Raw genomic sequence first — 23,592 nt, 5'->3', positions numbered from 1 at the left:
CCCGAGGAGAGCAGCCATGGACGTCCACGCCGCCGTCGTCAGCTCGTTCGACAACCCGCCCCGCTACGAGCCCTTCGACCTGCCCGCCCCGACCGACGAGGACCAGGCGCTCGTCGACGTCCTCGCGGTGGGCCTGCACCCCCGCGTGCGGACCGGCGCATCGGGCAGCCACTACACCAGCGCCGGGAAGCTGCCGATGGTGCCTGGTGTCGATGGTGTCGGTCGACGCGAAGACGGCCGCCTGGTGTACTTCGTCGCCGATGACGAACTCGTCGGCCCGATGGCCACCAGGACCGTCATCGACAGCCGCCGCAGCATCCCGCTGCCCGACGGCGCGGACGTCGCGAAGATCGCCGCGGCGATGAACCCGGCCATGTCGTCCTGGGTGGCGCTGCGCCGCCGCGTCCCGATCGAGGCCGGGCAGTCGGTGCTGATCCTCGGGGCCACCGGCAACGCCGGACAGATGGCCGTCCAGGTCGCCAAGCGGCTCGGCGCCGGCCGGGTCGTCGGCGCCGGCCGCGACCAGGCCCGCCTGGCGACCCTGACCGGGCTCGGCGCGGACGCCACCGTCGCGCTCACCGACGACGCCGACGCCACCGCAGCGGCGCTGGCCCAGGAAGCCGCCGAAGTCGACCTGGTCATCGACTACCTCTGGGGCAAGCCCGCCGGCGACGCGATCATGACGCTGCTCCAGGCCCGGCCCGACCGCAGCCGTGCCCTGAACTGGATCCAGATCGGCGCCATGGCAGGCCCCGCCATCGAACTCCCGTCAGTGGCACTGCGCTCGGCGAACTTCCGGCTCCAGGGGAACGGCCAGGGCGCGGTCTCGACCCGGACGTACCTGGAGGAACTGCCGTCCCTGGTCGACGAGATCGAGGCCGGAAGTCTCACGGTCACCGCCAAGCCGGTCCCCCTCGCCGACGTGGAAACCGCGTGGACCGCACCCGAGGTCCCGGGCGTACGCACCGTCCTGGTGCCCTGACCCCGGCAGGACCGTCATGCAGCGCCTACTGGACTTACCGAAGGAGCACAGAGCTATGTCACACACCACGGACACCGACGTGATCATCTGCGGGACCGGCGCGGCAGGGCTGACCCTCGCCATCGACCTCGCCCGCAGGAACGTCCCCTTCCTGCTGATCGACAAGGCGCCGCACCCGTTCGTCGGATCCCGCGGCAAGGGCATCCAGCCCCGCAGCCAGGAGGTCTTCGAGGACCTCGGCGTGATCGACCGGATCGTCGCCTCCGGCGGCGAATACCCCGTCCAGCGCATCTACACCGACGACGGGCCCATCGACCAGGTCGCCGTGGAGATGTCGGAGCCGACGCCGGAGGAGCCGTACCAAATACCTTTGCTCGTCCCGCAGTTCCTCACCGAGCGCCGACTGCGCGAGCGGCTGGCCGAACTCGGGCACGCCCCGCACTACAGCCACGAACTCGTCGGCTTCGACCAGGACGCCGTCGGCGTGACCGCGCGGATCGCGACCCCGGACGGCGAACAGACCGCACAGGCCACGTACTTGATCGGCGCCGACGGCGGATCAAGCTTCGTCCGCAAGACCCTCGGCATCGGCTTCCCCGGCAGGACCCTCGGTGTGCGGGCGGTCGTGGCCGACGTGTACGTCGATGGCGTCTCGTCGGACGCCTGGCACCGCTGGGGCGAGGACACCGCGGGGCAGGTGTCGATGTGCCCGCTGTACGGCACCGACATGTTCCAGCTCCAGGCCCCCGTCCCCTTCGACGTCGACCTGGACCTCTCGGCCGAGGGACTCACCGCGTTCTTCCGCGAGCGCACCGGCCGCCAAGACGTCGTGATCCGCTCCGTGTCCTGGGCGTCCGCGTTCCAGATGAACGCCCGGCTGGCCGACACCTACCGGCGCGGACGGGTGTTCCTGACCGGGGACGCGGCGCACTGCCATCCGCCGACCGGCGGCCAGGGCCTCAACACCAGCGTCCAGGACGCCTACAACCTCGGCTGGAAACTCGCCGCCGTACTCGACGGCGCCCCGGAATCCCTGCTCGAGACGTACGAGCAGGAACGCCGGCCCATCGCCGAAGCCGTCCTCGGCCTGTCCGAGAAGCTGCTCGAAGCGGCCAAGAACCGTGACATCCACCGGGGCCGCGAGGTCAGCCAGCTCGACCTCGGCTACCTTAACTCACCCCTGTCGCTGCACACCCCGGAGCGCGACAAGGGTGTACTGGCCGGCGACCGAGCCCCCGACGCACCCGTGACCGGCACCGGCGGCCTCCCCACCCGGCTGTTCACCCTCTTCCAGGGCCCCCACTGGACCCTGCTCGGCCACGACGTCGACGACGCTTCGACCCCGGCGCCGCGTCGCGGCCTGCACATCCACACCATCGGCGCCCGGGGCGACATCCTCGACAGCGGCGACCGCGTCCACAGCGCCTACGGACTGTCCTCCGAACAGTGGGTGCTCGTCCGCCCGGACGGATACGTCGCGGCCGTGGTCGACACCGCCGACCTCACCGGCATCGAAACCTATCTCGACACCGTCGGCGTCCGCCCCGTCGCGGCGACGCGACCCACGACCACGGAATCGAGCACCGACGTCCCCACCGAGACCCCTTCCGGCAGCACCGGCACGCCCCGCACCCGACGCGAGCACCGGCAGGCCCGCACCGCCGCCGAGCAGCGACTCGCCACCGCCCAACGCGAACTCCACCAGCTCTCGCGCCAGGTGCAGCGTGACCTGCGCAGTGTCCGCCGGCACGGCGAGACCACAACCATCGTCGCCCGCTCGAACTTCGCCGAACTCGCGGTCAAAAGCATCAACCGGCTGACGGCCAACTTCCGCACGGATCGCACCGACCAGTAAGCGCCCAGCTCTTACAGGGTCTTCGACGAGACTTCACGGCCTCGGCGTCAGTCACAGCTCGGCCTGTCTGCGCTGGTGACCGGCGGTCTCACCGCGGCCGCGTCGCTGACGTGCACCTGTAGGACCAGGAGTTCGGCCACAGTCCGGTGAGGAACTTCGGACGGCTGACGGAGGCCTCCCCATGGTCCCCGAAGAGACGCAGCGGCTGCCGCCACCCGTGGTGGCGGCAGTGTCCTGACGGCGAAGGGCGAAACAGTCGAAACCGTCTGCATCATGCGGTTGCTTCTTCGTTCGTCCGGTCGCGAAGCGGCAACTAGATCGATAGATCGATTAAGCGCGGCCGCAGCAGACGACTTCAGTGGTGGCGACGGACAGGATGAAGATCATTTCCGGGGGCCGGGAAAAGCACCCGAGGCGCTCGCGGATGATCGGGCTGGTCAGCTCCTTCGGGCGGCGGCATCCGCCACTGACCTGCAAGCATCGATTGCGGCACGGACCCCCGAACGCCGCCGGGAAACAGCCTGTTCGCGACGGGCCACCGCGGTCACACCGAGGCGCGGACCACGACCCGGCCGGGCACCGGCGCCAGTCCCCCACTGTCGACACCCAGGGCGTTTCGGGCGGCCAGCCGTCCAAGGATCTCGGCGTCGATGTGGACGGTGGTGAGCGCGGGCGTGGACAAGGAACCGTGCTCGGTCTCGTCGAAGCCCATCACCGCCACGTCCTCGGGCACGCGTACCCCGAGGTCGCGCAGGGCGGTCAGGCTGCGCAGAGCGATGTCGTCATCGAAGGCGGCGAGGGCGGTCACGTCCGGGTGCGCCGCCAGGAACGTCTCGACGGCGGCCGCGCCGGCCTCCCGCGGCCGGGGCACGACGAGGTGCTCCAGGGGTGGAAGTTCCAGGCGCCGGGCGGCCTCCCGGGCGAATCCGAGTCGCGCCTCGGTGAGCGGGAAGTCGTGGTCAGGCATGGCCATCGCAAGGCAGGTGTGCCCCCGTTGGGCGAGGTAGCCGACCTGGAGGGCGGCGTTGGCGGCGAACCCGTTCTCCCAGTCCTCTTCACTCGGCGCGCGTCCCTGCATGTAGACCTCGCCCAGCCGGAACACCGCCCGCGGCACGATGGCGTCGAGGATCTTCTGCGTGGCCTCGGGCGCCGTGTGCCCGTGCCGGACGAGGAGAACGTGGTCGTGGTCGGCCAGTTCCTCGTCCAGGCCCCGGACGTAGCTGCGGGAGAAGTTGCCCTCCATCCCCCAGTCCACGTTGAGCACGACGATGCGCGAAGACCCCTCGCGCAGCGCACGGGCGATCCCGTGCGGGACGTATCCCAGATCGTTGGCGGCCTCCAGGACCCGCTCCCGTGTCGCCACGGAAATCGTCTGCCGCGGGTCGTCGTTCAGCACGAAGCTCACCGTCGCCCGCGACACACCGGAGGCCTTGGCCACATCGCTCAACGTCACCCGGCCAGAACGGCCCATATCGAGATGCTCCCTCCGCGTCGGACCGGGTGCGCCCGACCACGAGCGATGTCACCAAAAGTGGTATCCGACATCTAGAACGATTAAGCGCAGGGGCCAGCCTACGCGACTAGATCGTTCAAGTTGTTCCCCGCCCGTTTCGGTGCCGCTACAAGAGCGATTCGGTACCGTGTCTGCCAGACGGTGGAGGACGGCATCGCCCGGGCGGGATCCGCCGTGGAACTGCTGCGGAAGCCAGATGCCGAGCCGTGGCTGCCGGAGGGCGTCGACGCCGAGTACGCGGAGTGGCGCCTGGAGCCGGCCGCCTGGCGCTCGGGCGTGGCCTTCGTCGATCTCTCCCATCACATGTCGCACGCCTTCATCGAAGGTCCCGCCGCCGTCCGTCTGCTCGACTCGGTGAGCGCCGACGACAGAGCTCCGGGGAGGCGGTGGCCACCTCGACGCCGTGCCGCGGAATGCGGATGACGCCTGCGTACGGCGCCGGGTTGTGTCGTGCCAGCTGTCCGGCCAGCGCCTCGACGTCGGCGTCCGCGCCGACGGGAGCGGACAGGACCCGGCACAGGTTCGCCTGGTAGACCTCACCGGCGGCGATGTGCTCACGGATGCGTGTCACGCTGTTCGTGTAGGCGAGACGGTCGAGTGAGGTGACCCAGGTGTCTGCGCACGGTCCCCGCCATGGCGCCATGGGGACATGGCGGTCGATCCGCCGTACGTCTCGGAAGCGGGCGCACGTCAGCCGGCCCTCGAACGAGGCCGCTACAACCCAGAAGCCCTTGGAGTCCAGCGCCGAGGGATCGCCGGTGACGTCGACGAGTCCGGTGGCGAGGCGTCCGCCGAGCAGGGCCATGGGAGGGAGCTTGTCCATTCCGCGCCTCCTGTGTGCTGCGGTGCGGTGCCGCGGCCCCTCGGGGTGTTCAGCCCGTCCAGGGACGCGGGGTCACTGAAGTGCGGCGCGAAACCGGGCCGTTGGGCAACACGCGTGGCGTCTATGCCGCGACGGCCTCGCGTTCGGCGCCCCACTGGGCGGCACGCAGCGTGTTGACCATCAGCATGGCGATGGTCATGGGACCCACGCCGCCGGGGACGGGGGTGATGCGGTCGGCGATGCCGTCGAGTTCGGCGGAGCGGACGTCGCCGGTCAGACCGGACGGTGTGCGGTGGATGCCGACGTCGATGACGACGGCACCAGGGCTGATGTGTTCGGGTCCGATGAGCCCGCGGACTCCGGTGGCGACCACGACGATGTCGGCGGGCCGGGTGACGGCCGCGAGGTCGATGGTGAACTCGTGCGCGACGGACACGGTGGCGCCGCGCCGCAGCAGGAGCTGGGCCAGCGGCCGTCCGACCAGTTCGCCCCAGCCGACCACGGCGACCAGGGCGCCCTTGAGTGGTATCCCCTCGGCGTCCAGGAGTTCGATGACGCCGCTGGGTGTGCAGGGGCGCAGCCCGCGTTCCCCGCGGGCGAGGAGGCCGGCGCTGGCGGTGGTGAGGCCGTCGACGTCCTTGATGACGGGGATGCGGTCGATCAGCGCGGGCGCGTCCAGCTGTGCGGGCAGCGGGAGTTGGAGCAGGATGCCGGAGACGTGCGGGTCGGCGGCGAGTTCGTCGATCACCGCGGCCACGTCGTCGTGGGCCGCGTTCGGAGGCAGGTGGCGGTGGAAGTCGCGCATGCCGGCTTCCCGGATGGCGCGTCGTTTGGCGGCGACGTACACGGCGCTGGCCGGGTCGTCGCCGACGAGGATGGTCGCGAGGCCGGGGATGCGACCCGAACCCGTGGCCGTGGCCGTGGCCGTGGCCGCGGCGACCTGCTCGGCGACCTGTGCGCGGATGCGCCGGGCGATCCTGGTGCCCTCGATGGTGATGGTCATGGTGGCGAACCGCTTTCTTGTCGTGAGGAACGATTCGCCCGGGTGAGAGGGGTGTGCTGCGCGCGGTCGGCGTGACCGCGGCTGTACGGCGCCGTGACCGGGCCGGCCGCCGGTCTTCGCGGCCGGACGGCTCGGTCGACAGGGGTGGCGCACGACAAGACCGTCTGTCCCTGCACCGGGCGGTGTTGCCTGCCGGAGAACGGTCCTCCGTCAGGCGAAGACGATGGTGTGGTTGCCGTCGCGGATGACCCGGTCCTCGGCGTGCCACAGCACGGCGCGGGAGAGCACCGCGCGTTCCACGTCGGCGCCGCGGCGGGTGAGGTCGGTCGCGGTGTGCGCGTGGGTGACGCGGACGACGTCCTGCTCGATGATCGGGCCCTCGTCGAGGTCCTGGGTGACGTAGTGAGCGGTGGCGCCGACCAGCTTGACGCCCCGCTCCTTGGCCTTGGCGTAGGGGCCGGCGCCGATGAACGCGGGCAGAAAGGAGTGGTGGATGTTGATGATCGGTACACCGACCTGCTCGATGAAGTCGCCGGACAGGATCTGCATGTAGCGGGCGAGGACGACGAAGTCGATGTTGCCCTTCAGCAGCCGCAGGTGTTCGGCCTCGGCGGCGGACTTGTCCGCGCCCTGGCAAGGCACGTGGAAGAAGGGGATGCCGAAGCTGCGTACCTCTTCGGCCACGTCGGGGTGATTGGAGATCACCATGGAGACGGCGACGGGGAGTTGACCCTGCCGGTGGCGCCACAGCAGGTCGAGCAGGCAGTGGTCGGACTTGGAGGCGAAGATCGCGACCCGCTTGGGCACCGACATGTCCCGCAGCGTGTAGGTCAGCCCGAACGCGTCCACCAGGCGCCTGTCGAGGTCGTCTCGCAGTGCGGGCAGTGCTGCGCGGAGACTCTCCAGGCCGAAGACGGTGCGCTGGAAGAAGGCACCGCCCTGCGGATTGTCGGAGTACTGGTCGAGGGAGACGATGTTCGCGCCGTGGTCGCTGAGGACCGACGTCACGGCCGCGACGATGCCCGTCGCGTCGGCGCCCTGCACGATCAGCGACGCCTGCTGGGCAGGGGGCTTGCCCGTGGCGGTGCGGGCCGCGGCGTCTTGCGTGAGGGTCATGCGAGGCTGTCCTTCCGGAAGCGGGCGGCCCAGTCGGAGGTGGCCTTGAGCCCGCCGAACGTATAGAAGTGGATCTTCAACTCGCCGTGGCGGGTGGGGTCGTAGGCCGTGGCGAGGTCGCGCAGGAAACGGTCGGGACCCGCGGTACCCATCAGGTTCGTGATCGAGAACCCGTATTTCCTGACGACGGACGCGCTGGTCCCGACGCCGAAGCGGGACGCGTACGACATGAGCCGGCGCACTCCGGCGGGCCCGGGCACGCCGATCCGGATCGGGAGGCCGATGCCCCGGCCGCGGGCACCTTCCACCCAGGCGAGCACCGGGTCGACGTCGAACCCGAACTGTGTGATGACACCGCCCTCCAGGGGCTGGGCGGCGAGCGCGGTGTGCTTGTCCCGCAGCGCGGACCAGAGCGTGTCGCCGTCGATCGCCGGGTGGCCTTCGGGGTATCCGGTGATGCCGACGTGCCGGACGCCGTACTCCTGCAGCAGCCCCGTGTCGATGAGGGACAGGGAGTCCGCGAACGGGCCCTCGGGGTGTGCCGGGTCTCCGCCGACGAGGAACACGTTGTCGGACGTGCCGTCGGCGTGCAGTCCGGCCAGGAACTGCTCGAAGTCGGCGCGTGATCCGAGACGCCGGGCGGATATGTGCGGCACGGGCACGAAGCCGAGCCGTTTGACCGCGCGGGCCGCCGCCAGGCGCATCTCCAGATCCTCGTTGCCGAGGAAGGTGACGTTGATGCGGGTGCCCTGGGGGATGGTGTCGCGGGCTTCTTCCAGTTTGGGAATGTCCTTGCCGGTCATCTCCAGGGAGAAGTCCTCAAGGAGCGCTGTGCCGACCGCTGTTCGTGCCGTGCTCGCGGGATTCATCGTCTTTCGTCTCGCTTTCTCGTCTGCGGGGGCCGAGTCCTCCGGGCCCCGAGGCACCGCTGGGGCGGGTAGGGCGGGCGGCGACGCGGGGTCGCGTCGCACGGCGCGTGGGGCCGGAGCGGTGCCGGGCAGGTGGTCGCGTCAGCGGTCGCGGCGGTAGAAGGTGCGCGCGTGCTCGTTGAACGGGGAGGGCTGGACGGTGGCCCGGATGCGGGGGAAGCCGAGGTCGGCCTCAGGATCGGTGCCGGAGCCAGGGTGCTCACCCCAGACCACCGTCACCTCGGTGCCGGCGGCGGCGTCCTCGGCGTCGATCAGGGTCTGCGCCAGCACGGTGCCCACCGGGTCGATCGACGCGCTCTGCATCGTGACGCCGACCGGACCGGCGGCGCTCTCCACCCGATGACGGGCGTAGCTGAGCACGAAGCCGGGGTCCTGGCCCTCCCCGATGACCGTGCGCACGTCGTCGGGGTCTAGGACGAGGGTGACCTTGGTACGGCGGACCTCGCCCTTGGCCTTCTCCAGAGCGTCCCGGCCCAGGAAGTCGTGGTTGAAGGAGATCATCTTCCCGTAGCCGAGTTCGTACGGGGAGACGTAGTAGTCCTCGATGTCCTCGGAGAAGTAGCTGCCGTTCAGCGGGCGCTTGCCCTCGATGCCGAACAGGGCCAAGTGCCGCCGGTAGTCGAGCAGGTCGGGGTCGGTGTAGATGCCGGGCACCGGCGAGGGGATCCAGCCGCTCTCCACGCTGGGCGTGGCGTAGGCCAGGGCGCCGACCTGGATCAGACCGAGCGGCTCGCCGACCTTCAGGAACGTCTCGTGGACGTACGCGGCGTGCTCCCAGGGGCCGATGAACTCGAAGCCGGCCTGCCCGGCCATGCCGTGCCGCAGGGCGCGGATGGGGCGGCCGTCCAGCGTGACCACGCTGGAGTGGAAGAACTTGGTCTCCGGCAGCGGCCCGCCGAAGGCACGCTCGACGAGTTCCGCGGCCAGCGGGCCCTGGATCTGGTAGCGGAACAGCTGCGGGTCACCGCCGCCGGGCCGGAAGGCGGACGAGGGGTCGGTGACGAAGCCGACGTCGTAGCCGCCCTTCTCCGCGTGGTACTGCACCCAGTGCTGAGCCGCGGGGATGCCGCTGAGCAGGTACTTGTTCTCGCCCTCGCGGGCGAGGATCCCGTCGGTGACGATGTGGCCGTTACGGGTGACCGGTACGTACTGCTTGGCCTGCCCGATGGCGAACTTCTCGAAGTTGTTGGCGCCGTGGTCGGCGAGCACCCGCGTCGCGTCCGGGCCCTCGATCCACATGTCGTACATGTGGTGCGAGAGGTTGAGCAGGGCCACGCCCTCGTGCCACGCGGCCTGCTCCTGACGCCAGCCGGTGTACTCGCGCTCGACGACCTCGGGGGTCCACGGCTCGGCGTTCGGCTGCCACAGCAGCTTCATCGGCGAGCCGGCCTTGTCGATGCCGTCCTGTAGGGAGGGGGTTGCCATAACGGCTCCTCATTCTTCGCTGTCTGTCCCGTGAGAGCTAGATCGATCTAGTAGGCCCCAGCGGCAGGCCAACACGACCGACCTACCGGCGGACTGGGGCGCTAAAACGATCTAGCGAAAGCTAGCAGAGCGGTCCCGCTCAGGAGAGACGCCCGTTTCGCATTCATTACGTGCGATCGACGCACTCGACGTAGGCGGCCGCCATGTGTACCGCGTCGAGGCTCGCACGAACGTCGTGCACACGCACACAGAACGCGCCCCCGACCGCCGCGAGCGCGGAGACGGCGGCCGTCGCCACGTCACGCGCCGCGGGCGGCACCTCGCCGACACCGTCCTCCGCGAGGGCCGAGCACGAACTCCCGTGCACGGCGCCGCGGTTCCACCCGGGCAAACCGCCCTGCGATACGGCTCATCAGGACCTCGAACGTGTTCCGCCAACGCGCAGGATTTATGCTGTGACCTGCGGCGACCGCCTGATCTTCTGTCTTCACACACCGATGATCAACGGTGGCCGCACCTGTCGGCGAACCTGGAGTAGCCAATGACCTCGTCCGGCCCCGTCACCCGCGACCTGCTCGAAACCTTTGACGACGTACGTTCCAGAACCTTCGCTCGCCTTGACGGCGTCACCGACGCCGAGTACCTCTGGGAGCCCGTCGCCTCGTGTATGACACTCCGGGCGGATACGGACGGCGTGTTCCGTGCCGACCCGCGGCCCGCAGGCGATGTCCGCCCGGCACCGTTCACGACGATCGCCTGGCGAATCTGGCACATCGGGGCCGACTGTCTGCGCGGTTACGGCCGCTTCTTCGAAGGCCAGTCCCAGAGCGGCGACGACCGGCACCTGTGGCCGGGCACAGCGACCGAGGGCGTCCAGATGATGGCCGCCGACTGGTCCCGATTCCGAACCCAGGTCAAGTCCCTCGGGGATGACCGTCTCCTCCAACCCATGGGTTCCCGCGCCGGCGTTTACGGTCACGAGAGCTACCTTCTACTGGCCCTCCACGCCTTGGACGAAGCCGCTCACCACGGGGCCGAACTCGGCGTCCTTCGCGACCTTTACCTCCACAGCTTCACCGCGGAGCAAGGACCGCACGGCGACGTGGTCAACACGACGCCTCGACGCCTGCCACGCTCCTGACGCACAGCCAAGCAGCAAGATCACGAACTGCAGCTGGAGTACCAGCCCCTGAACATGACCGAGTTCGGGATCCGCGGCACGGCGTCCGGGCGTCCGGGCGTCTGACGGCGGATCCGCGAGGCGTTCTTGTGCCGACAGCACGCTGCGCGCGAAGGTGTCGTCGAAGCTGCGCAGGTAGACGTGTTCCCCGTGAGCGACGACGCCCGCAACCGGCTCTCCCAGAAGGCGGGCGACGACGTATGCGGCATCAGTACGGGGCCGAGCACCCGCCCCCACACCAGACCGCCCGCTGTATGCGATCTACGGCCCAGGCCAGAGCACACCGCGAAAGATCGTGGTCCTGCTCGCATTCCTCACGCGCTGGTTCAAGGAGAACTCCCTTCCCGTGATCGGGACATGACGAGGGATCTGACGGAGGGGCGACGTACGTACCGGCGGGTGATGCCGTCTGCCGGCCCAGGTGGGGGGTATCGGGGCCGACTGGTCGCGGGCCGTTTGGGCGCCGTGAAGCAGCCCCGGTCAGTCACGTCGGTGCAGCGTCAACCAGCCTGTGGAATTGCGCTGTTGGTGATCGGTGATCGGCCCGTATCGTTACCGCATGTGGCCATATGCGGTATGGGGGCTGGTCGGTGCCGCCCTGTACAGATGTCTCATCGTCCGGGCTGCCGTCCTGCGCGACCGTGACCCGTTCCAGCACCGGAACGGGCGGTGGGACTACCCCGACGGGCCCGGTACCGGCGCCTTCGTCGCGGGTCTGTGCGTGCACGCCGTCCTCGGTGCGGCGGTCGGCTGTGCGGCGGCCTTGGCAGGTGCGGTCAAGCCCCTGGTCGCGCTGGTCCTGGGGGTCGTCACCCCGATCGTGTTCAAGCCGGTCGGCCGGCTCGCCCTCAGGATCCTGATACCCGATGCCCTGGACGGGGGAACCGAGGTACGGGTGACCGAGAGCCGGTACTGGAACACGCCGCCCGGTCACCCTCCCGTAGCCTCCGCCGGCCCGTATCCCTGGGCCGGCGAACTGGCCCGGCGTATCCGCGCGCAGGAGGTGGCCCGGCCGGTCAACCTGAAAGACGCCCACCTCAGGGGGGCGGACCTGACCGGGGTGGATCTTCCCTGGGTCTACGCGCGACTGGGCACGCTGCCAGGGGTGTGCCTTCGGGAGGCGAACCTGTCCAGGGGCTTCTTCTATGTGGCGAACCTGATCGACGCCGACCTGACCCGGGCCCGCTTGGAGGGCGCGGAACTGGGCTCCGCGAGGCTGGTCCGGGCACAGTTGACCGGGGCGGACCTGACAGGGGCGGACTTGACGCACGCGAGCCTGCTGGACGCGGACCTCACGGGAGCGCGGCTGCGTGGAGCGGACCTGGGCGGGGCCGTGCTCGTCCGGGCGAACCTCACCGGCGCCGACCTGACCGGGGCCCGACTTGAGCGGGCCGACCTGACGGGCGCGGACCTGAGCGGCGCGGAACTGACGGGCGCGAACCTGGCCGGGGCACTGTGGACGTCGGAGACCGTCTGGCCCATCGGGCCGGCCGACCGGATGCGGGACGATTCGGAGCGGCTCTTCGAGGACGTGTACCGCCTGCACGGCTGGTCGCCCGAACCCTACAAGCCCGACCGGAAGAGCCAACCTCCCTTCTTCCAGCGGCTGTTGATCGCCTTCTGCGATGCCGCCCCGGCGTTCCGGCCGCTGCGGGCCGGTGACGTCGGCCACGGCAAGGAGCCGCAGACCGCCGGGCGCAACAGGCTCGTCGGGCGGGACGGTCTCAGGGACGCGTTGAAGTCCGGGACGACCGTTTCCGGGGGCTCCCTGTCAGGTGAGCAGCTGTACCGCATCGACCTCATGGGAGTGAGCCTCTCCGGAACGGACCTCAGCCGGACCGACCTCACGAAAGCGACCCTGACGGGCGCCGACCTGAGCCGGGCCGACCTGACCCGGACGCGTCTGACGCACGCGAATCTGTCGGGAGCCGACCTGAAAGGCGCGGACCTGGCCGGAGCCAACACCGTCAGCGCTGACGTGACCGGGGCGATCCTGACCGGCGCGAACCTGCGCGGCGTCTATCTGGTGGGCGCGGACCTGTCCGGGGCCCGCCTGACCCGTACGAACCTGACCGGCGCCCTGCTCTCGGGAACGAAGCTCACCGGAGCCGACCTGACCGACGCCGACCTGACCGATGTCGCACTGGACAAGGCGGGTCTGCGCGGCGCGAAGCTCCTGCGGGCCCAGCTGACCTCTGCCCACCTGAGCGAGGCGGACCTGACCAACGCCATCCTCACGGAAGCCGACCTGACCTGCGCGCATCTCTTCGCCGCGGACTTCTCCCAGGCCCGGATGATCAGGGCCAGGCTCACCCTGGCCTTTCTGTACAAGGCGAAGCTCACAGGGGCCGACCTCACCCACGCGGACCTGGCCGGAGCCCACCTGACCGAAGCGCGCCTCAACGGGGCCAGGCTGGTCGGAGCCCGGCTGCGCGGCGCGGACCTGATCGGGGCCGACCTGACCGGAGCCCACACCGACGGCGCCGACTTCGCGGAGGCGGTCTGGTCCAGCACGACCAAGTGGCCCCGCACGATCGCCGACACCATCCAGGCGCGCTCCGAAACCACCCCCGACGGCACCTTGCGGATACGGGCCACCATCCCTGGCAAGCACCCCTCGCCCAGCGGGGGAACCTCCGAACGGTAGTCGGAAACCGTCCAAGAACCTCCGCAACCCGATCGACCGGCGCCGCTCCTCCGCCGTAACACTTACCCCTGGCCGGCGGTTGCAGCACCGGCCGGCCATCATGCTGATTTTCCGGTACCCCGTGCGCCGCCCGTCTTCATGAAAACGCGGCCGCTGCCGAAGTGGTCCTGCCTCCACCACCGCCGGCGCGCTCGATCCGATGGCCGGGCGACACGGCGAACAGGTCCACCGAGACGACCGCGACCGCGGAGTCGTCGACGAACCGCACTGCCACGCGGCCGAGTTGACTCGGGCAGATAGCGCCGGAACACACTCAACGCGACGGAACGGCATCTTATGTTGCGTGCCGCGCCCTCCCCTCCCGTGCACGTCGGCGGGCAGCATTCGGCCGAATGATCGCGGTTGCGGTATGCGATGCGAGGACGAAGAGCGGGTCGGACCCCGCTGGATCGCGCCCTGCCCGTGCTCATCATGTCCTGCGCACAGCAGAGGAGCCGCCCCGTCATGTGCCAAGCCGCCGAAAACGAACAATCGATCCATGGCCATGGCCCGGAGACGAGTCCGCCACGGGAAGGGGGGCGGCGCACGTCCCGCAGAGCGGTACTGGGCGCCGTGGCAGCCACCGCCGTCGCCACACCGCTGCTCGGAGCGGCCCAGGCCGCGGCCGCGACATCCGCGAGCGCCCCCGACCCGACCCTGTCGCTCGTCCTTCTCGGAACCAACGGCGGACCGCCGCCACTGGCGAACCGCTACGGCATCGCGTCCGCCCTGGTCGTCAACGGCCGGACATACGTCGTCGACTGCGGCCGCGGAGCGGTGACCCAGTACCTGCGCGCAGGGCTGTCGATGCCCTCCCTCGCCGGTATCTTCCTCACTCACCTCCACGCCGACCACATCGTCGACTACTACTCGTTCCCGCTGCTGTCGGCGGGTGCCTCGGGCGCACAGGGCTTCCAGAAGGCGATCGACGTGTACGGCCCCGGCTCCGCCGGTATCGCCTCAACGGTCGTCGGTGCACCCGGTCCCGTGCCGGGCACCGTCGAGATGAGCAAGCTGGCCGGGCAGGCATACGCCGCCTCTCCCACCTTCTTCATGACCGAACACGCCGGTATCGACCCGGCCACCCTGCTGAACGTCCACGACATACTGCCGCCGGCCGCGACCGGCGCCTCCACGACGAACACCGCACCCGCCATGCGGCCCTTCACCGTCATGGAGAACGACGACGTCAAGGTCAGCGCCGTCCTCGTACCGCACGGCGCGGTCTACCCCGCCTATGCCTACCGGTTCGACACCGACCACGGCAGCGTCGTCTTCTCCGGCGACACCGCCCCCACCTCCAACATCATCACGCTCGCCGAAGACGCGGACGTCCTGGTCCACGAGGCCATCTACCCCGCCGGGCTGGCGAGCCTCGGCCTACCGCAGCCCGTCATCGACCACATCCTGACCACCCACACCGACGTCGCGGAACTCGGCCGTATCGCGGCCGAAGCCGGTGCCGGCACTCTGGTCGCCACGCACCTCGGCCCGGGAGACCCGGCCGCCGTCTCCGACGCGACCTGGCGAGGACTGCTCCGTGACAGCGCTCACCGGTCCGGCTACGGCAGCCGCACGCTCCTGGGCACGGACCTGATGCACGTGCCTGTTCGGCGCGGCCGCGGCCGCCAGGGGTAGCGGAAAACGGGTCCTCGATGGTGTTGGCAGCCCCCAGGTGCGGACCTCATTGTCGACGCGAGCAGATTCGCCAAGGAGCACCAGCCGTCCCACACCTCTCGGCTGACGGCCGTTGGGACGGACCTCGACAACGGTCGCGGGGTGTCCCTCCGGGCGTCGGTCCGGGAGGGGCGTCCGTCCACGGGGCGTCATGTCCGTTCCTTCTTGGGAAAGACGTACTCGTCTAGGACCAGGCCGACGGCGACGGCCGCCGGGATGGCGACAAGGGCGCCGATGATGCCCAGGAGCGCGCCGCCGACCAGCACGGCGAGGACGGTGACGAGCGGGTGGACGTCGACGGCGAACTTCATGGCCCTGGGCACGATGAGGTAGTCCTCGGCGACCCGGAAGACGATGTAGAAAACGGCCGTCGCAGTCGCGACGGGGACGGACACGGACAGGGCGACCAGGCTGACGACGATGCCGGCCAGGGTGGAGCCGACGATCGGGATCATGTCCATCAGCGCTGTGAAGATCCCCAGCGCGGCGGCATACGGAACACCGGTGGCCGCGCACCAGCCGAAAGTCGCCACGCCGGCGATCCCGGAGGTGACGAGGTTGCCGAGCATGAACTTGCCTATCCGGTTCATGATCTCTTCGGCCACGCCCTCGACGCGCTCGCGGTGGCTGACCGCCACGAAGCGGAAGCAGAACTGTTTGATGGCCGGCAGCGCCGCCATGCAGTACAGGGTCACCGTGATCACGATCGCCATGGAGGTGAGGGTGCTCAGGACCATCTGGCCGGCGCCCAGAACCCCTCCGGCCAGGCCGGTCGCTCCGCCTCCCGACCCGATCTGCTGCTTGGCCTTCTCGACCACGTGGTAGCGGTCCTCCAGGCGCCCGATCGCCGACTGGTGGTCGTGGAGCTGCTGTAACCAGCCCGGTACGGCGTCGACCAGTGCCGAGACCTCCTTGGTCACCGGCGGGATGACCAGTGCCAGGAACCCGCCGAGCACCATGACGAACCCCGTCAGCACGATCGCGACGGCCCAGCCGCGCCGCAGACCCCGGCGAGTGAACCAGACGACGAGCGGTTCCAGGCTGATCGCGATGAACACGGCCAGCAACAGCAAGGTCAGCATCGAGCTGACCCGCAGTACCGTCTGGACGGCCAGCCACGCCAGGCTCGCCCCCAGCCCCAGAGCGAACCCCACGGTCACCCACGACCGCCGACGACGCTCACGCGCATCCCGGTGCGGAGACTCCTGGAACTCGGACCGGGGCGCCGGCACGCCATCCGCGGAGCCCGCACCAGGGTCGTGCGCGCGCGTCCCCTCGACAGCGCCGTGCTCCTCACCAACGGCCCCGGGGCCGTGCTCCTCACCAACGGCCCCGGGCTCGGACTGCGCAGACATCGCGACACCTCTCCTCGACTGCCTCGGACGGGCGTGGGTACCACTGCGGGACACCGTCGGCCACCGTTCCCGGTGCCGGGCGCGGCAGCCGTGTTCGCCCTGTGCGGTCACCCACGAGCAGGTCGTCCAGGACGGGCTGACGGCACCGGCGCCGGGTACCCAGACGCTCCGCTGCTACCACGTCCGCGGTCGGGCATCCACAGCGAGGAGGTGCGCCGTCGGGTGTTCGGGCAACTCGATGTCGTCGACCTGCCCAAGCGGCAATTCGTCCAGATAGGTACCCTGTTGGAGGTTGCCGCCGGCGCCAAGCCGTTTCTGACAGCTCTTGGAGTGTGTCTCGGAGCCGGATGACCATCTCGGCGACCACCAAGGGCCGTTGAAGGTGTAGGCGCGTTCGACGCCCCTATGGATGTCAACCAGCGGGAGTTGGTACTGCAGGTCGTCTTCTGGTTCGTCGGTCTCGGCGAACTCTGTGCGGGGCTCCCGAGCCTGGGGTCGCGCGCCGTCAGCCCTCAGCCTCGTCGGACGGGTTCGTGCCGGCGCGTTGGGGTACGACCGTGTACTTCGGGTCCTCGGCCGAGGCCACGCCTGCCGCGAAGATGCCGAAGCGGGTGCAGGCCGAGCCCGTGAGGAGGGCGAGGCCCGCGACGACGGCCGCCGGACGGCTGCGGTGTCCGAGCAGCAGGCCGGCGGCGGCGCCTGTCGCAGTCAGCAGACGGGCGGTGCGCAGCAGGGTTCCGGCGTGACCCTCGCGGTAGGTCTCCGCGACCATGCCGAGGCGCCGCTCGGCCGCCCGGGTCGCGACCTCCTCGGCGCCGGCGGCGAGCACCGCGGTGAAGCGTGCGGGGGCCGACTCGTGCGCCGGACCGAGGAGCAGGGCCATGCCGGAGGCGGCGGCCGTCGCGGAGGCGGCGAACACGTAGGGCAGTTCGCGGTGCGCGCCGTGCCAGGCGGGAACGGCGGTGTCCGCCGCCAGGACGGCCGTGTACGAGGCGACGGCCGGTCCGAGCAGCGCCGCCGCTGCGGTCGCCGCCGCCCCAGCCCTGGGCAGCCGCCCGGTGACGGCGGTGACAGCGGCTGCGCCGGCCGCCGGTCCGTAACCGCCGAGGAGCCACGAACCCACACTCATGGGCGAGGTCGGCTTGAAGACGCGGAGCATGTTCGGGAACCGGCTCGGCACCCCGAGGTCGTGCACGAGCGCGGCGGCGGACAATGAGACCGCGGCGAGCGAGGACACCTTCATCGCCGTGGCCGTGGTCGTACGTCCCGTGAGCTGGGCGCCCGCCGCGAGCACGGAGCCTGCACCGGCGAGCCCGCCCAGGAAGAAGTACCCGGCGATGTCCCGGGCGCTCCAGGACGGTGCCTTGATGACCGGACGTCCGTAGTACGACTCGAACTCGGCGCGGGGAACCATGAGTTGTTCCCCACGGCGCTTTCGGGTCCCCCGGCGTACGTCCTGCCCGGAGCCGTTCGCGGAGTCGCTCATCGTGTCGCCTTCCTGCGCAGTAGTTCGGGCAGCGCGAAGGAGACGGCGAAGGCTCCGGCCAGGGAGAGGGCTGCCGCACCGGCGTGCTTCCACATCGTCGGGAGGTCGCGGGTGGTGACGACCGGGTTCGGGGGCAGCCCGTAGACCTCGGGCTCGTCCAGGAGCAGGAAGAACGCACCGTCGCCGCCGACGCCGTCATCGGGCTCGTGCCCGTACAGCCGTGCGCCGTCCACGCCCGCGGCGTGCAACTGGTCCACGCGCAGTGCGGCTCGTTCGCGCAGTTCGTCCAGGGGGCCGAACTGGATGGACTCGGTCGGGCAGGCTTTGGCGCAGGCGGGTTCCTGACCGGCGCCGAGCCGGTCGTAGCACATGGTGCACTTGAACGCCCGCCCGTCCTCGGGGCGTTGTTCGATGACGCCGTACGGGCAGGCGGGTACGCAGTAGCCGCAGCCGTTGCAGATGTCCTCCTGGACGACGACCGTGCCGAACTCGGTCCGGAAGAGGGAGCCGGTGGGGCAGACGTCGAGACAGGCGGCGTGGGTGCAGTGTTTGCACACGTCGGACGACATCAGCCAGCGCATTTCCCCGGGCTCGGCGGAAGCCTCGGACTCGGCTTCGGCCAGGGGAAGCCGGGTACGTCCGTCCGGCGTCGGCACCTGCTGCTCGATGAAGGCGACATGGCGCCAGCTGGAGGCGCCGAGGCCCTGGGTGTTGTCGTAGCTCATGCCGGTGAGGGAGAGGCCGTCCTCCGGGATGGCGTTCCACTCCTTGCAGGCGACCTCGCAGGCCTTGCAGCCGATGCAGACGGAGGTGTCGGTGAAGAAGCCGACACGGGGCGGGGGTTCGGGGTGTCCTGCGTCGCGTGCGGGGTCGGGCTCGGTACCGCTGAGCAGGTGGCGGTCGGTCATTTCCGGGTCTCCGTCCCTGTACTGGCGGTGATGCCCGCCCGGCTGCGGTATTCGGCGACCAGCTTCGGCAGGTCGGGCCCACGGGGCCGGCGGCCCGGGCGGATGTCGGCGGTCAGCGCCTTGTCCTCCTGTATATGGGCGTTGGGATCGAGGGCGATCGCGACGAGTTCGTTGGCCGCGTCGCCGGTGGCCACGCCATTGGGTCCCCAGTGGAACGGCAGCCCGATCTGGTGGACCGTCCGGCCGTGCACCATGAGAGGCGTGATCCGGGCGGTGACCATGACGCGGGCCTCGACGGCGTTGCGGGCCGTGACGATCGTGGCCCACCCGAGGTGCTCGAGGCCGCGCTCGGCGGCCAGTTGGGGGGAGACCTCGCAGAAGAACTCCGGCTGGAGTTCGGAGAGATACGGCGACCAGCGGCTCATACCGCCCGCCGTGAAGTGCTCGGTCAGGCGGTGCGTGGTGACGACGTACGGGAAGACCTCGGCGCCCTTGTCGTCGCCGCTCGGGTGGTAGCGGTTGCCCTCCCGGGGCAGCAACTGACGTACGGGGGAACGCGGTGTTGACGGGTGCAGTGCGTTGGCGAAGGGCGAGTCCTGCGGTTCGTAGTGGGTCGGGAGCGGGCCGTCCTCCAAGCCGGCGGGCGCATACAGCCAGCCCTTGCCGTCGGCCTGCATGATGAACGGGTCGTCGCCGCGCAGCGCGTCGGGTCCGGTCGCGTTCTCGTCCGGTACGAAGTCGGGGGCGCGGTCGGGTACGAAGTCCGGGACGTCGTACCCGGTCCACTTCCCCTCGGCCTCGTCCCACCAGACGTACGCCTTGCGCTCGCTCCACGGAGTGCCGTCCGGGGCGGCCGACGCCCGGTTGTAGAGGACGCGGCGGTTGGCGGGCCACGCCCAGGCCCATTCGGCGGCCACCCAGTCCTGTTCGCTTCCGGGCCGGCGACGGGCGGCCTGGTTGACACCGTCCGCGTACACCCCGCAGTAGATCCAGCAGCCGCACCTCGTCGAGCCGTCGTCCTTGAGTTCGGTGTACGCGGAGAGGGGCGCCCCGTCCGGGCCATGGCCGTTGATCTCGGCGAGCACGGCGGCGGCATCCGGTTCGGCCAGGGGACCCTCGACGGGGTAATCCCAGGTCAGATCCTGCACGGGCCGGTCCATCGGATCGGTCGAGGTGGCCAGCCGCGCCTTGATACGGCGGCCCAGGTGGTACATGAACCACAGGTCGCTGCGGGCGTCGCCCCCGGGCTCGACGGCCGCGTGGTGCCACTGCAGCCAGCGGTTGGTGTTGGTGAACGAGCCGTTCTTCTCGGTGTGGGAGGCGGCGGGGAAGAAGAACACCTCGGTGCCGATGTCCTCGGTGCGCAGTTCGCCGGTCTCGATCTCCGGGCCGTCCTGCCACCAGGTCGCCGACTCGATGAGGGAGAAGTCGCGTACGACGAGCCACTCCAGGTTGGCCATGCCGAGCCGTTGGAGCCGTGTGTTGGCGGAGCCGACCGCGGGGTTCTCGCCCATCAGGAAGTAGCCCTTGCACACGCCGTCCAACTGGGCCATCACCGTGTCGTACGTGGAGTGGGAGCCGGTCAGGCGCGGCAGGTGGTCGAAGCAGAAGTCGTTGGCGGCGGTGGCCGCGTCGCCGTAGTACGCCTTCAGGAGGCTCACGAAGTAGGCCCGCATGTTGGCCCAGAAGCCCTTGTCGGTGCGGCTGGCCTCGATGAAGGCGTCCAGGTCCTCGTGCGCGTGGGCGTGCGGCATGGGGAGGTAGCCGGGCAGCAGGTTGAAGAGGGTGGGGATATCGCTGGAGCCCTGGATGGAGGCATGGCCGCGCAGGGCCTGGATGCCGCCGCCGGGGCGGCCGATATTGCCGAGCAGCAGCTGGAGCACGCTCGCGGCGCGGATGTACTGGGAGCCGACCGAGTGCTGGGTCCAGCCGACCGCGTACACGAACGCGCTCGTCCGCTCGCGGCCCGAGTTGGCGGTCAGGTCCTCGCACACCTGGAGGAACTTCGCGCGCGGTACGCCGCAGACCTCCTCCACCAGCTCCGGGGTGTAGCGGGCGTAGTGGCGCTTGAGGATCTGGTAGACGCAGCGCGGATGTCGCAGCGTCTCGTCGCGGGGTGCCCGGCCCGCGGTACGCGCCCCGCCCGAGCCGTGCGCCTCCGGTCCGCCGGAGCCGTGGACGCGCTCCTCGTACTGCTCGTCGACCTCACCGGTGGGCTGCTGCACCTCGACACCCTCGTACTGCCAGCTGGAGGGGTCGTAGTGGTGTTTGTCCTCGTCCAGCCCGGAGAAGACGCCGTCGAGGTCCTCGGTGTCGCGGAAGTCCTCGCTCACCAGCGTGGCTGCGTTGGTGTAGGCGAGGACGTACTCGCGGAAGTCCTTCTCCTCGGTCAGGACGTGGTTGATGATCGCGCCGAGGAACGCGATGTCGCTGCCGACCCGGATCGGAACGTACAGGTCGGCGAGGGCGCTGGTGCGGGTGAACCGCGGGTCGACGTGGATGATCCGGGCGCCGCGCGCCTTGGCCTCCATCACCCACTGGAAGCCGACGGGATGGGCCTCGGCGAAGTTGGAGCCCTGGATGACGATGCAGTCCGAGTGCTGAAGGTCCTGCATGAAAGTGGTGGCACCGCCCCGCCCGAAGGAGGTGCCGAGCCCGGCGACGGTGGAGCTGTGGCAGACCCGGGCCTGGTTCTCCACCTGGACGACACCAAGGCCGGTCAGCAGCTTCTTGATGAGGTAGTTCTCCTCGTTGTCGAGGGTCGCGCCGCCGAGGCTGGCGATGCCGAGCGTACGCGCGGTGCGCAGTCCCTCGGACTCCCACTCCCAGGTCCGGCGCCGCGTCTCGATGACCCGGTCGGCCACCATGTCCATGGCGGTCTCCAGGTCGAGGGGTTCCCACTCGGTGGCGTACGGCCGCCGGTACAGCACCTCGTGGCGACGAGCCGGGCCGGTGGTGAGCTGCAGCGTGGCCGAACCCTTGGGGCACAGGCGCCCTCGGCTGATGGGCGAGTCCGGGTCGCCCTCGATCTGGACGACCTTGCCGTCCTTGACGTAGACCTGCTGTCCGCAGCCCACCGCGCAGTAGGGACACACGGAACGCACCACGCTGTCGGCGGTGTCCGTGCGGGGCCTGAGGTGTTCGGTGCGCGCCGACATGGCGGCCCGGCCCCGGCCCAGCGGGTCGGATCCGGTGAGCTGACGGAAGGCGGGCCAGTCGCTGATCCACGTACGCACACCCATGGTGTGTCCTTTCGGCGGCCGGGATGCCCGGCGGCGTTGGTGGGTGTCACTCCCAGACTGGCCCACCGGGATGGGTACGGCGCGCGGGACGCAGCCGGGCGGTTCCTCGGACACGGGATGCCCGGTCGGAGATCTCCGCAGCCAAGGGAGCCTTACCGCCCCGTTCCGGCTGCGTCCCCGTCGGGCATCACGGGGGCCGGCTGCTCGTCCTCGGCCTTCCACGTCGCGTCACTGCCGGGCGTCCACGGATTCTCGCCGGCGCCCCTCCGCTGGTCGGGCAGGTTCCTGAACACGGGTCCCGCCCGCTCTCGCTCTGTCGTTCCCGGGTTCCTTCGGACGGCGGTCGCTCACGTGCTTTCCCTCTCCCGGCCGGGCGTGGTCGCGACGTCGGGTACCCGCCGCCGCTGTGACTACGCAGGGCCAGTGGAGCCTGCAGCGTTGCGGTACAGCGGAGTCGACGCCGGAGATCACCTTGCCGAGCCAGCCGCCCAGCAGACCGCCGACGATGCCGATGAGCAGGTGACAATGGATGCCGCCAGGGTTTGCCCGGCATCAGGGCCTTGGCGAATGGCGCCGGCGAGCAGGCCGATGATGCCCATGGGGCGTGGCGTACGGCACTCAGCCGACCGGCCCAAGACGACAACCTCTGCTCACGGCAGCCGCAGGGCAGATGCTGCTCAGGGCTGCATGAGGATCTTGACCGAGCCGTCCTGCTTGCGCTGGAACATGTCGTAGGCGCGCGTAGCGTCCGTGAGGGGAAGCCGGTGCGTGGCGAAGTCGTCGACACCGAGCGGGTCCCCGTCCGCGAGGTAGGGCATGATCGAGTCGGTCCAGCGGCGGACGTTGGCCTGTCCCATGCGCAACTGGATCTGCTTGTCGAACAGGGTGAGCATCGGCATCGGGTCGGCCATACCGCCGTACACACCGCTGAGCGAGATCGTGCCGCCGCGGCGAACCAGGTCAATGGCCATGTGGAGGGCGCCGAGACGGTCGACGGAGAAGCGTTCGGCGAGCGGGACGCTGAGCCTACGGGGCAGCAGCCCGGTAGCGGTCTGGGCCAGCTTGGCGGCCGCGCTGCCGTGGGCTTCGGTGCCGACGGCGTCGATCACGGCGTCCGGGCCCCGGCCTCCGGTCTCGTCCCGGATCGCCTGGACCAGTTCCTTCTCGTCTTCATAGACCCGCAGGTCGTAGGCTGCGGTGCCCCTACGACTGGCCCGTGCGAGCCGCTCGGGCACGAGGTCGACGCCGAACACCCGCTCCACGCCCTGGGCTTGGGCGATGCGGCAGCACATGTCTCCGATGGGGCCGAGCCCCAGGACGGCGAGAGTACCGCCCGGCGGCACCGCGGCGTACGCCACGGCCTGCCAGGCGGTGGGGAGCACATCGGAGAGGTAGACGAAGCGGTCGTCGGG

At 70.2% G+C, this 23,592-nt stretch carries 17 protein-coding genes and 2 pseudogenes; 5 read left to right on the top strand and 14 right to left on the bottom strand.

Going from position 1 to position 23,592, the window contains the following annotated elements; all coding sequences use genetic code 11:
* Positions 1-16: 16 nt before the first annotated feature.
* On the top strand, positions 17-982 hold the full coding sequence (locus ACWGJB_RS45405; RefSeq protein ID WP_453385902.1) for a zinc-binding dehydrogenase: 966 nt from the start codon (positions 17-19) through the stop codon (positions 980-982).
* Positions 983-1,037: 55 nt separating this feature from the next.
* Entirely contained in the window at positions 1,038-2,837 is a 1,800-nt protein-coding gene (locus tag ACWGJB_RS45400; protein WP_453385901.1) for an FAD-dependent oxidoreductase, read from the top strand.
* Between the two features lie 544 nt (positions 2,838-3,381).
* Here the strand turns inward: ACWGJB_RS45400 and ACWGJB_RS45395 are convergent.
* The 7 genes and pseudogenes from ACWGJB_RS45395 to ACWGJB_RS45365 all read right to left on the bottom strand — a co-directional run bounded on the left by ACWGJB_RS45395 (position 3,382) and on the right by ACWGJB_RS45365 (position 10,013).
* A complete protein-coding gene (locus tag ACWGJB_RS45395) occupies positions 3,382-4,308 on the bottom strand; it encodes a LacI family DNA-binding transcriptional regulator (protein ID WP_453385900.1) in 927 nt (308 codons plus the stop codon).
* 397 nt (positions 4,309-4,705) lie between these two features.
* Positions 4,706-5,173 (bottom strand): annotated as a pseudogene (locus tag ACWGJB_RS45390) (chorismate-binding protein); the annotation flags it as partial.
* Between the two features lie 121 nt (positions 5,174-5,294).
* Positions 5,295-6,176, bottom strand: a complete 882-nt coding sequence (locus ACWGJB_RS45385; protein WP_453385899.1) for a bifunctional 5,10-methylenetetrahydrofolate dehydrogenase/5,10-methenyltetrahydrofolate cyclohydrolase — start codon at positions 6,174-6,176, stop codon at positions 5,295-5,297.
* Between the two features lie 210 nt (positions 6,177-6,386).
* Positions 6,387-7,292 (bottom strand): formyltetrahydrofolate deformylase, encoded by a 906-nt coding sequence (gene purU / locus ACWGJB_RS45380; protein ID WP_453385898.1) that lies wholly within the window; start codon positions 7,290-7,292, stop codon positions 6,387-6,389.
* Positions 7,289-8,161 (bottom strand): methylenetetrahydrofolate reductase, encoded by an 873-nt coding sequence (locus ACWGJB_RS45375; RefSeq protein ID WP_453385897.1) that lies wholly within the window; start codon positions 8,159-8,161, stop codon positions 7,289-7,291. Before ACWGJB_RS45375 ends, purU begins: the two co-directional genes overlap by 4 nt.
* A 141-nt stretch (positions 8,162-8,302) precedes the next feature.
* Positions 8,303-9,646, bottom strand: coding sequence for an aminomethyl transferase family protein (locus tag ACWGJB_RS45370; RefSeq protein WP_453385896.1), 1,344 nt, complete (start codon positions 9,644-9,646; stop codon positions 8,303-8,305).
* A gap of 166 nt (positions 9,647-9,812) precedes the next feature.
* The gene (locus ACWGJB_RS45365) at positions 9,813-10,013 is read right to left on the bottom strand and encodes a hypothetical protein (protein ID WP_453385959.1); all 201 of its coding nucleotides are present in this window, start codon (positions 10,011-10,013) and stop codon (positions 9,813-9,815) included.
* 174 nt (positions 10,014-10,187) lie between these two features.
* Here ACWGJB_RS45365 and ACWGJB_RS45360 point away from each other — a divergent pair, with 174 nt between their 5' ends.
* Positions 10,188-10,787 (top strand): DinB family protein, encoded by a 600-nt coding sequence (locus tag ACWGJB_RS45360; RefSeq protein ID WP_453385895.1) that lies wholly within the window; start codon positions 10,188-10,190, stop codon positions 10,785-10,787.
* A gap of 598 nt (positions 10,788-11,385) precedes the next feature.
* On the top strand, positions 11,386-13,473 hold the full coding sequence (locus ACWGJB_RS45355) for a pentapeptide repeat-containing protein (RefSeq protein ID WP_453385894.1): 2,088 nt from the start codon (positions 11,386-11,388) through the stop codon (positions 13,471-13,473).
* Between the two features lie 136 nt (positions 13,474-13,609).
* Here the strand turns inward: ACWGJB_RS45355 and ACWGJB_RS45350 are convergent, their stop codons facing one another.
* Complete coding sequence (locus ACWGJB_RS45350) at positions 13,610-13,747, bottom strand: hypothetical protein (RefSeq protein WP_453385893.1); 138 nt, start codon at positions 13,745-13,747, stop codon at positions 13,610-13,612.
* Positions 13,748-14,085: 338 nt separating this feature from the next.
* On the opposite strand from ACWGJB_RS45350, the gene ACWGJB_RS45345 reads away from it, so the two are divergent.
* A complete protein-coding gene (locus tag ACWGJB_RS45345) occupies positions 14,086-15,150 on the top strand; it encodes an MBL fold metallo-hydrolase (RefSeq protein ID WP_453385892.1) in 1,065 nt (354 codons plus the stop codon).
* Positions 15,151-15,338: 188 nt separating this feature from the next.
* Here ACWGJB_RS45345 and ACWGJB_RS45340 read toward each other — a convergent pair whose 3' ends face one another.
* The 6 genes and pseudogenes from ACWGJB_RS45340 to ACWGJB_RS45315 form a co-directional block, all read right to left on the bottom strand.
* Positions 15,339-16,343, bottom strand: a complete 1,005-nt coding sequence (locus tag ACWGJB_RS45340) for an AI-2E family transporter (RefSeq protein WP_453385891.1) — start codon at positions 16,341-16,343, stop codon at positions 15,339-15,341.
* Positions 16,344-17,049: 706 nt separating this feature from the next.
* The gene (nrfD, locus tag ACWGJB_RS45335; protein ID WP_453385952.1) at positions 17,050-17,958 is read right to left on the bottom strand and encodes an NrfD/PsrC family molybdoenzyme membrane anchor subunit; all 909 of its coding nucleotides are present in this window, start codon (positions 17,956-17,958) and stop codon (positions 17,050-17,052) included.
* Between the two features lie 68 nt (positions 17,959-18,026).
* Entirely contained in the window at positions 18,027-18,938 is a 912-nt protein-coding gene (locus ACWGJB_RS45330; protein WP_453385890.1) for a 4Fe-4S dicluster domain-containing protein, read from the bottom strand.
* Complete coding sequence (fdh, locus tag ACWGJB_RS45325) at positions 18,935-22,180, bottom strand: formate dehydrogenase (protein ID WP_453385889.1); 3,246 nt, start codon at positions 22,178-22,180, stop codon at positions 18,935-18,937. Before fdh ends, ACWGJB_RS45330 begins: the two co-directional genes overlap by 4 nt.
* Before the next feature lie 450 nt (positions 22,181-22,630).
* Positions 22,631-22,779 (bottom strand): annotated as a pseudogene (locus tag ACWGJB_RS45320) (GlsB/YeaQ/YmgE family stress response membrane protein); the annotation flags it as partial.
* Positions 22,780-22,857: 78 nt separating this feature from the next.
* Positions 22,858-23,592, bottom strand: a 735-nt coding sequence (locus ACWGJB_RS45315; RefSeq protein ID WP_453385888.1) for a zinc-binding dehydrogenase, incomplete at its 5' end; no start/stop codon positions are given.

The sequence above is a fragment of the Streptomyces sp. NPDC054813 genome, assembly GCF_053611365.1.
The sequence above is the reverse complement of the archived record's forward strand: the minus strand, read 5'-3'. Positions and strand labels throughout refer to the sequence as shown.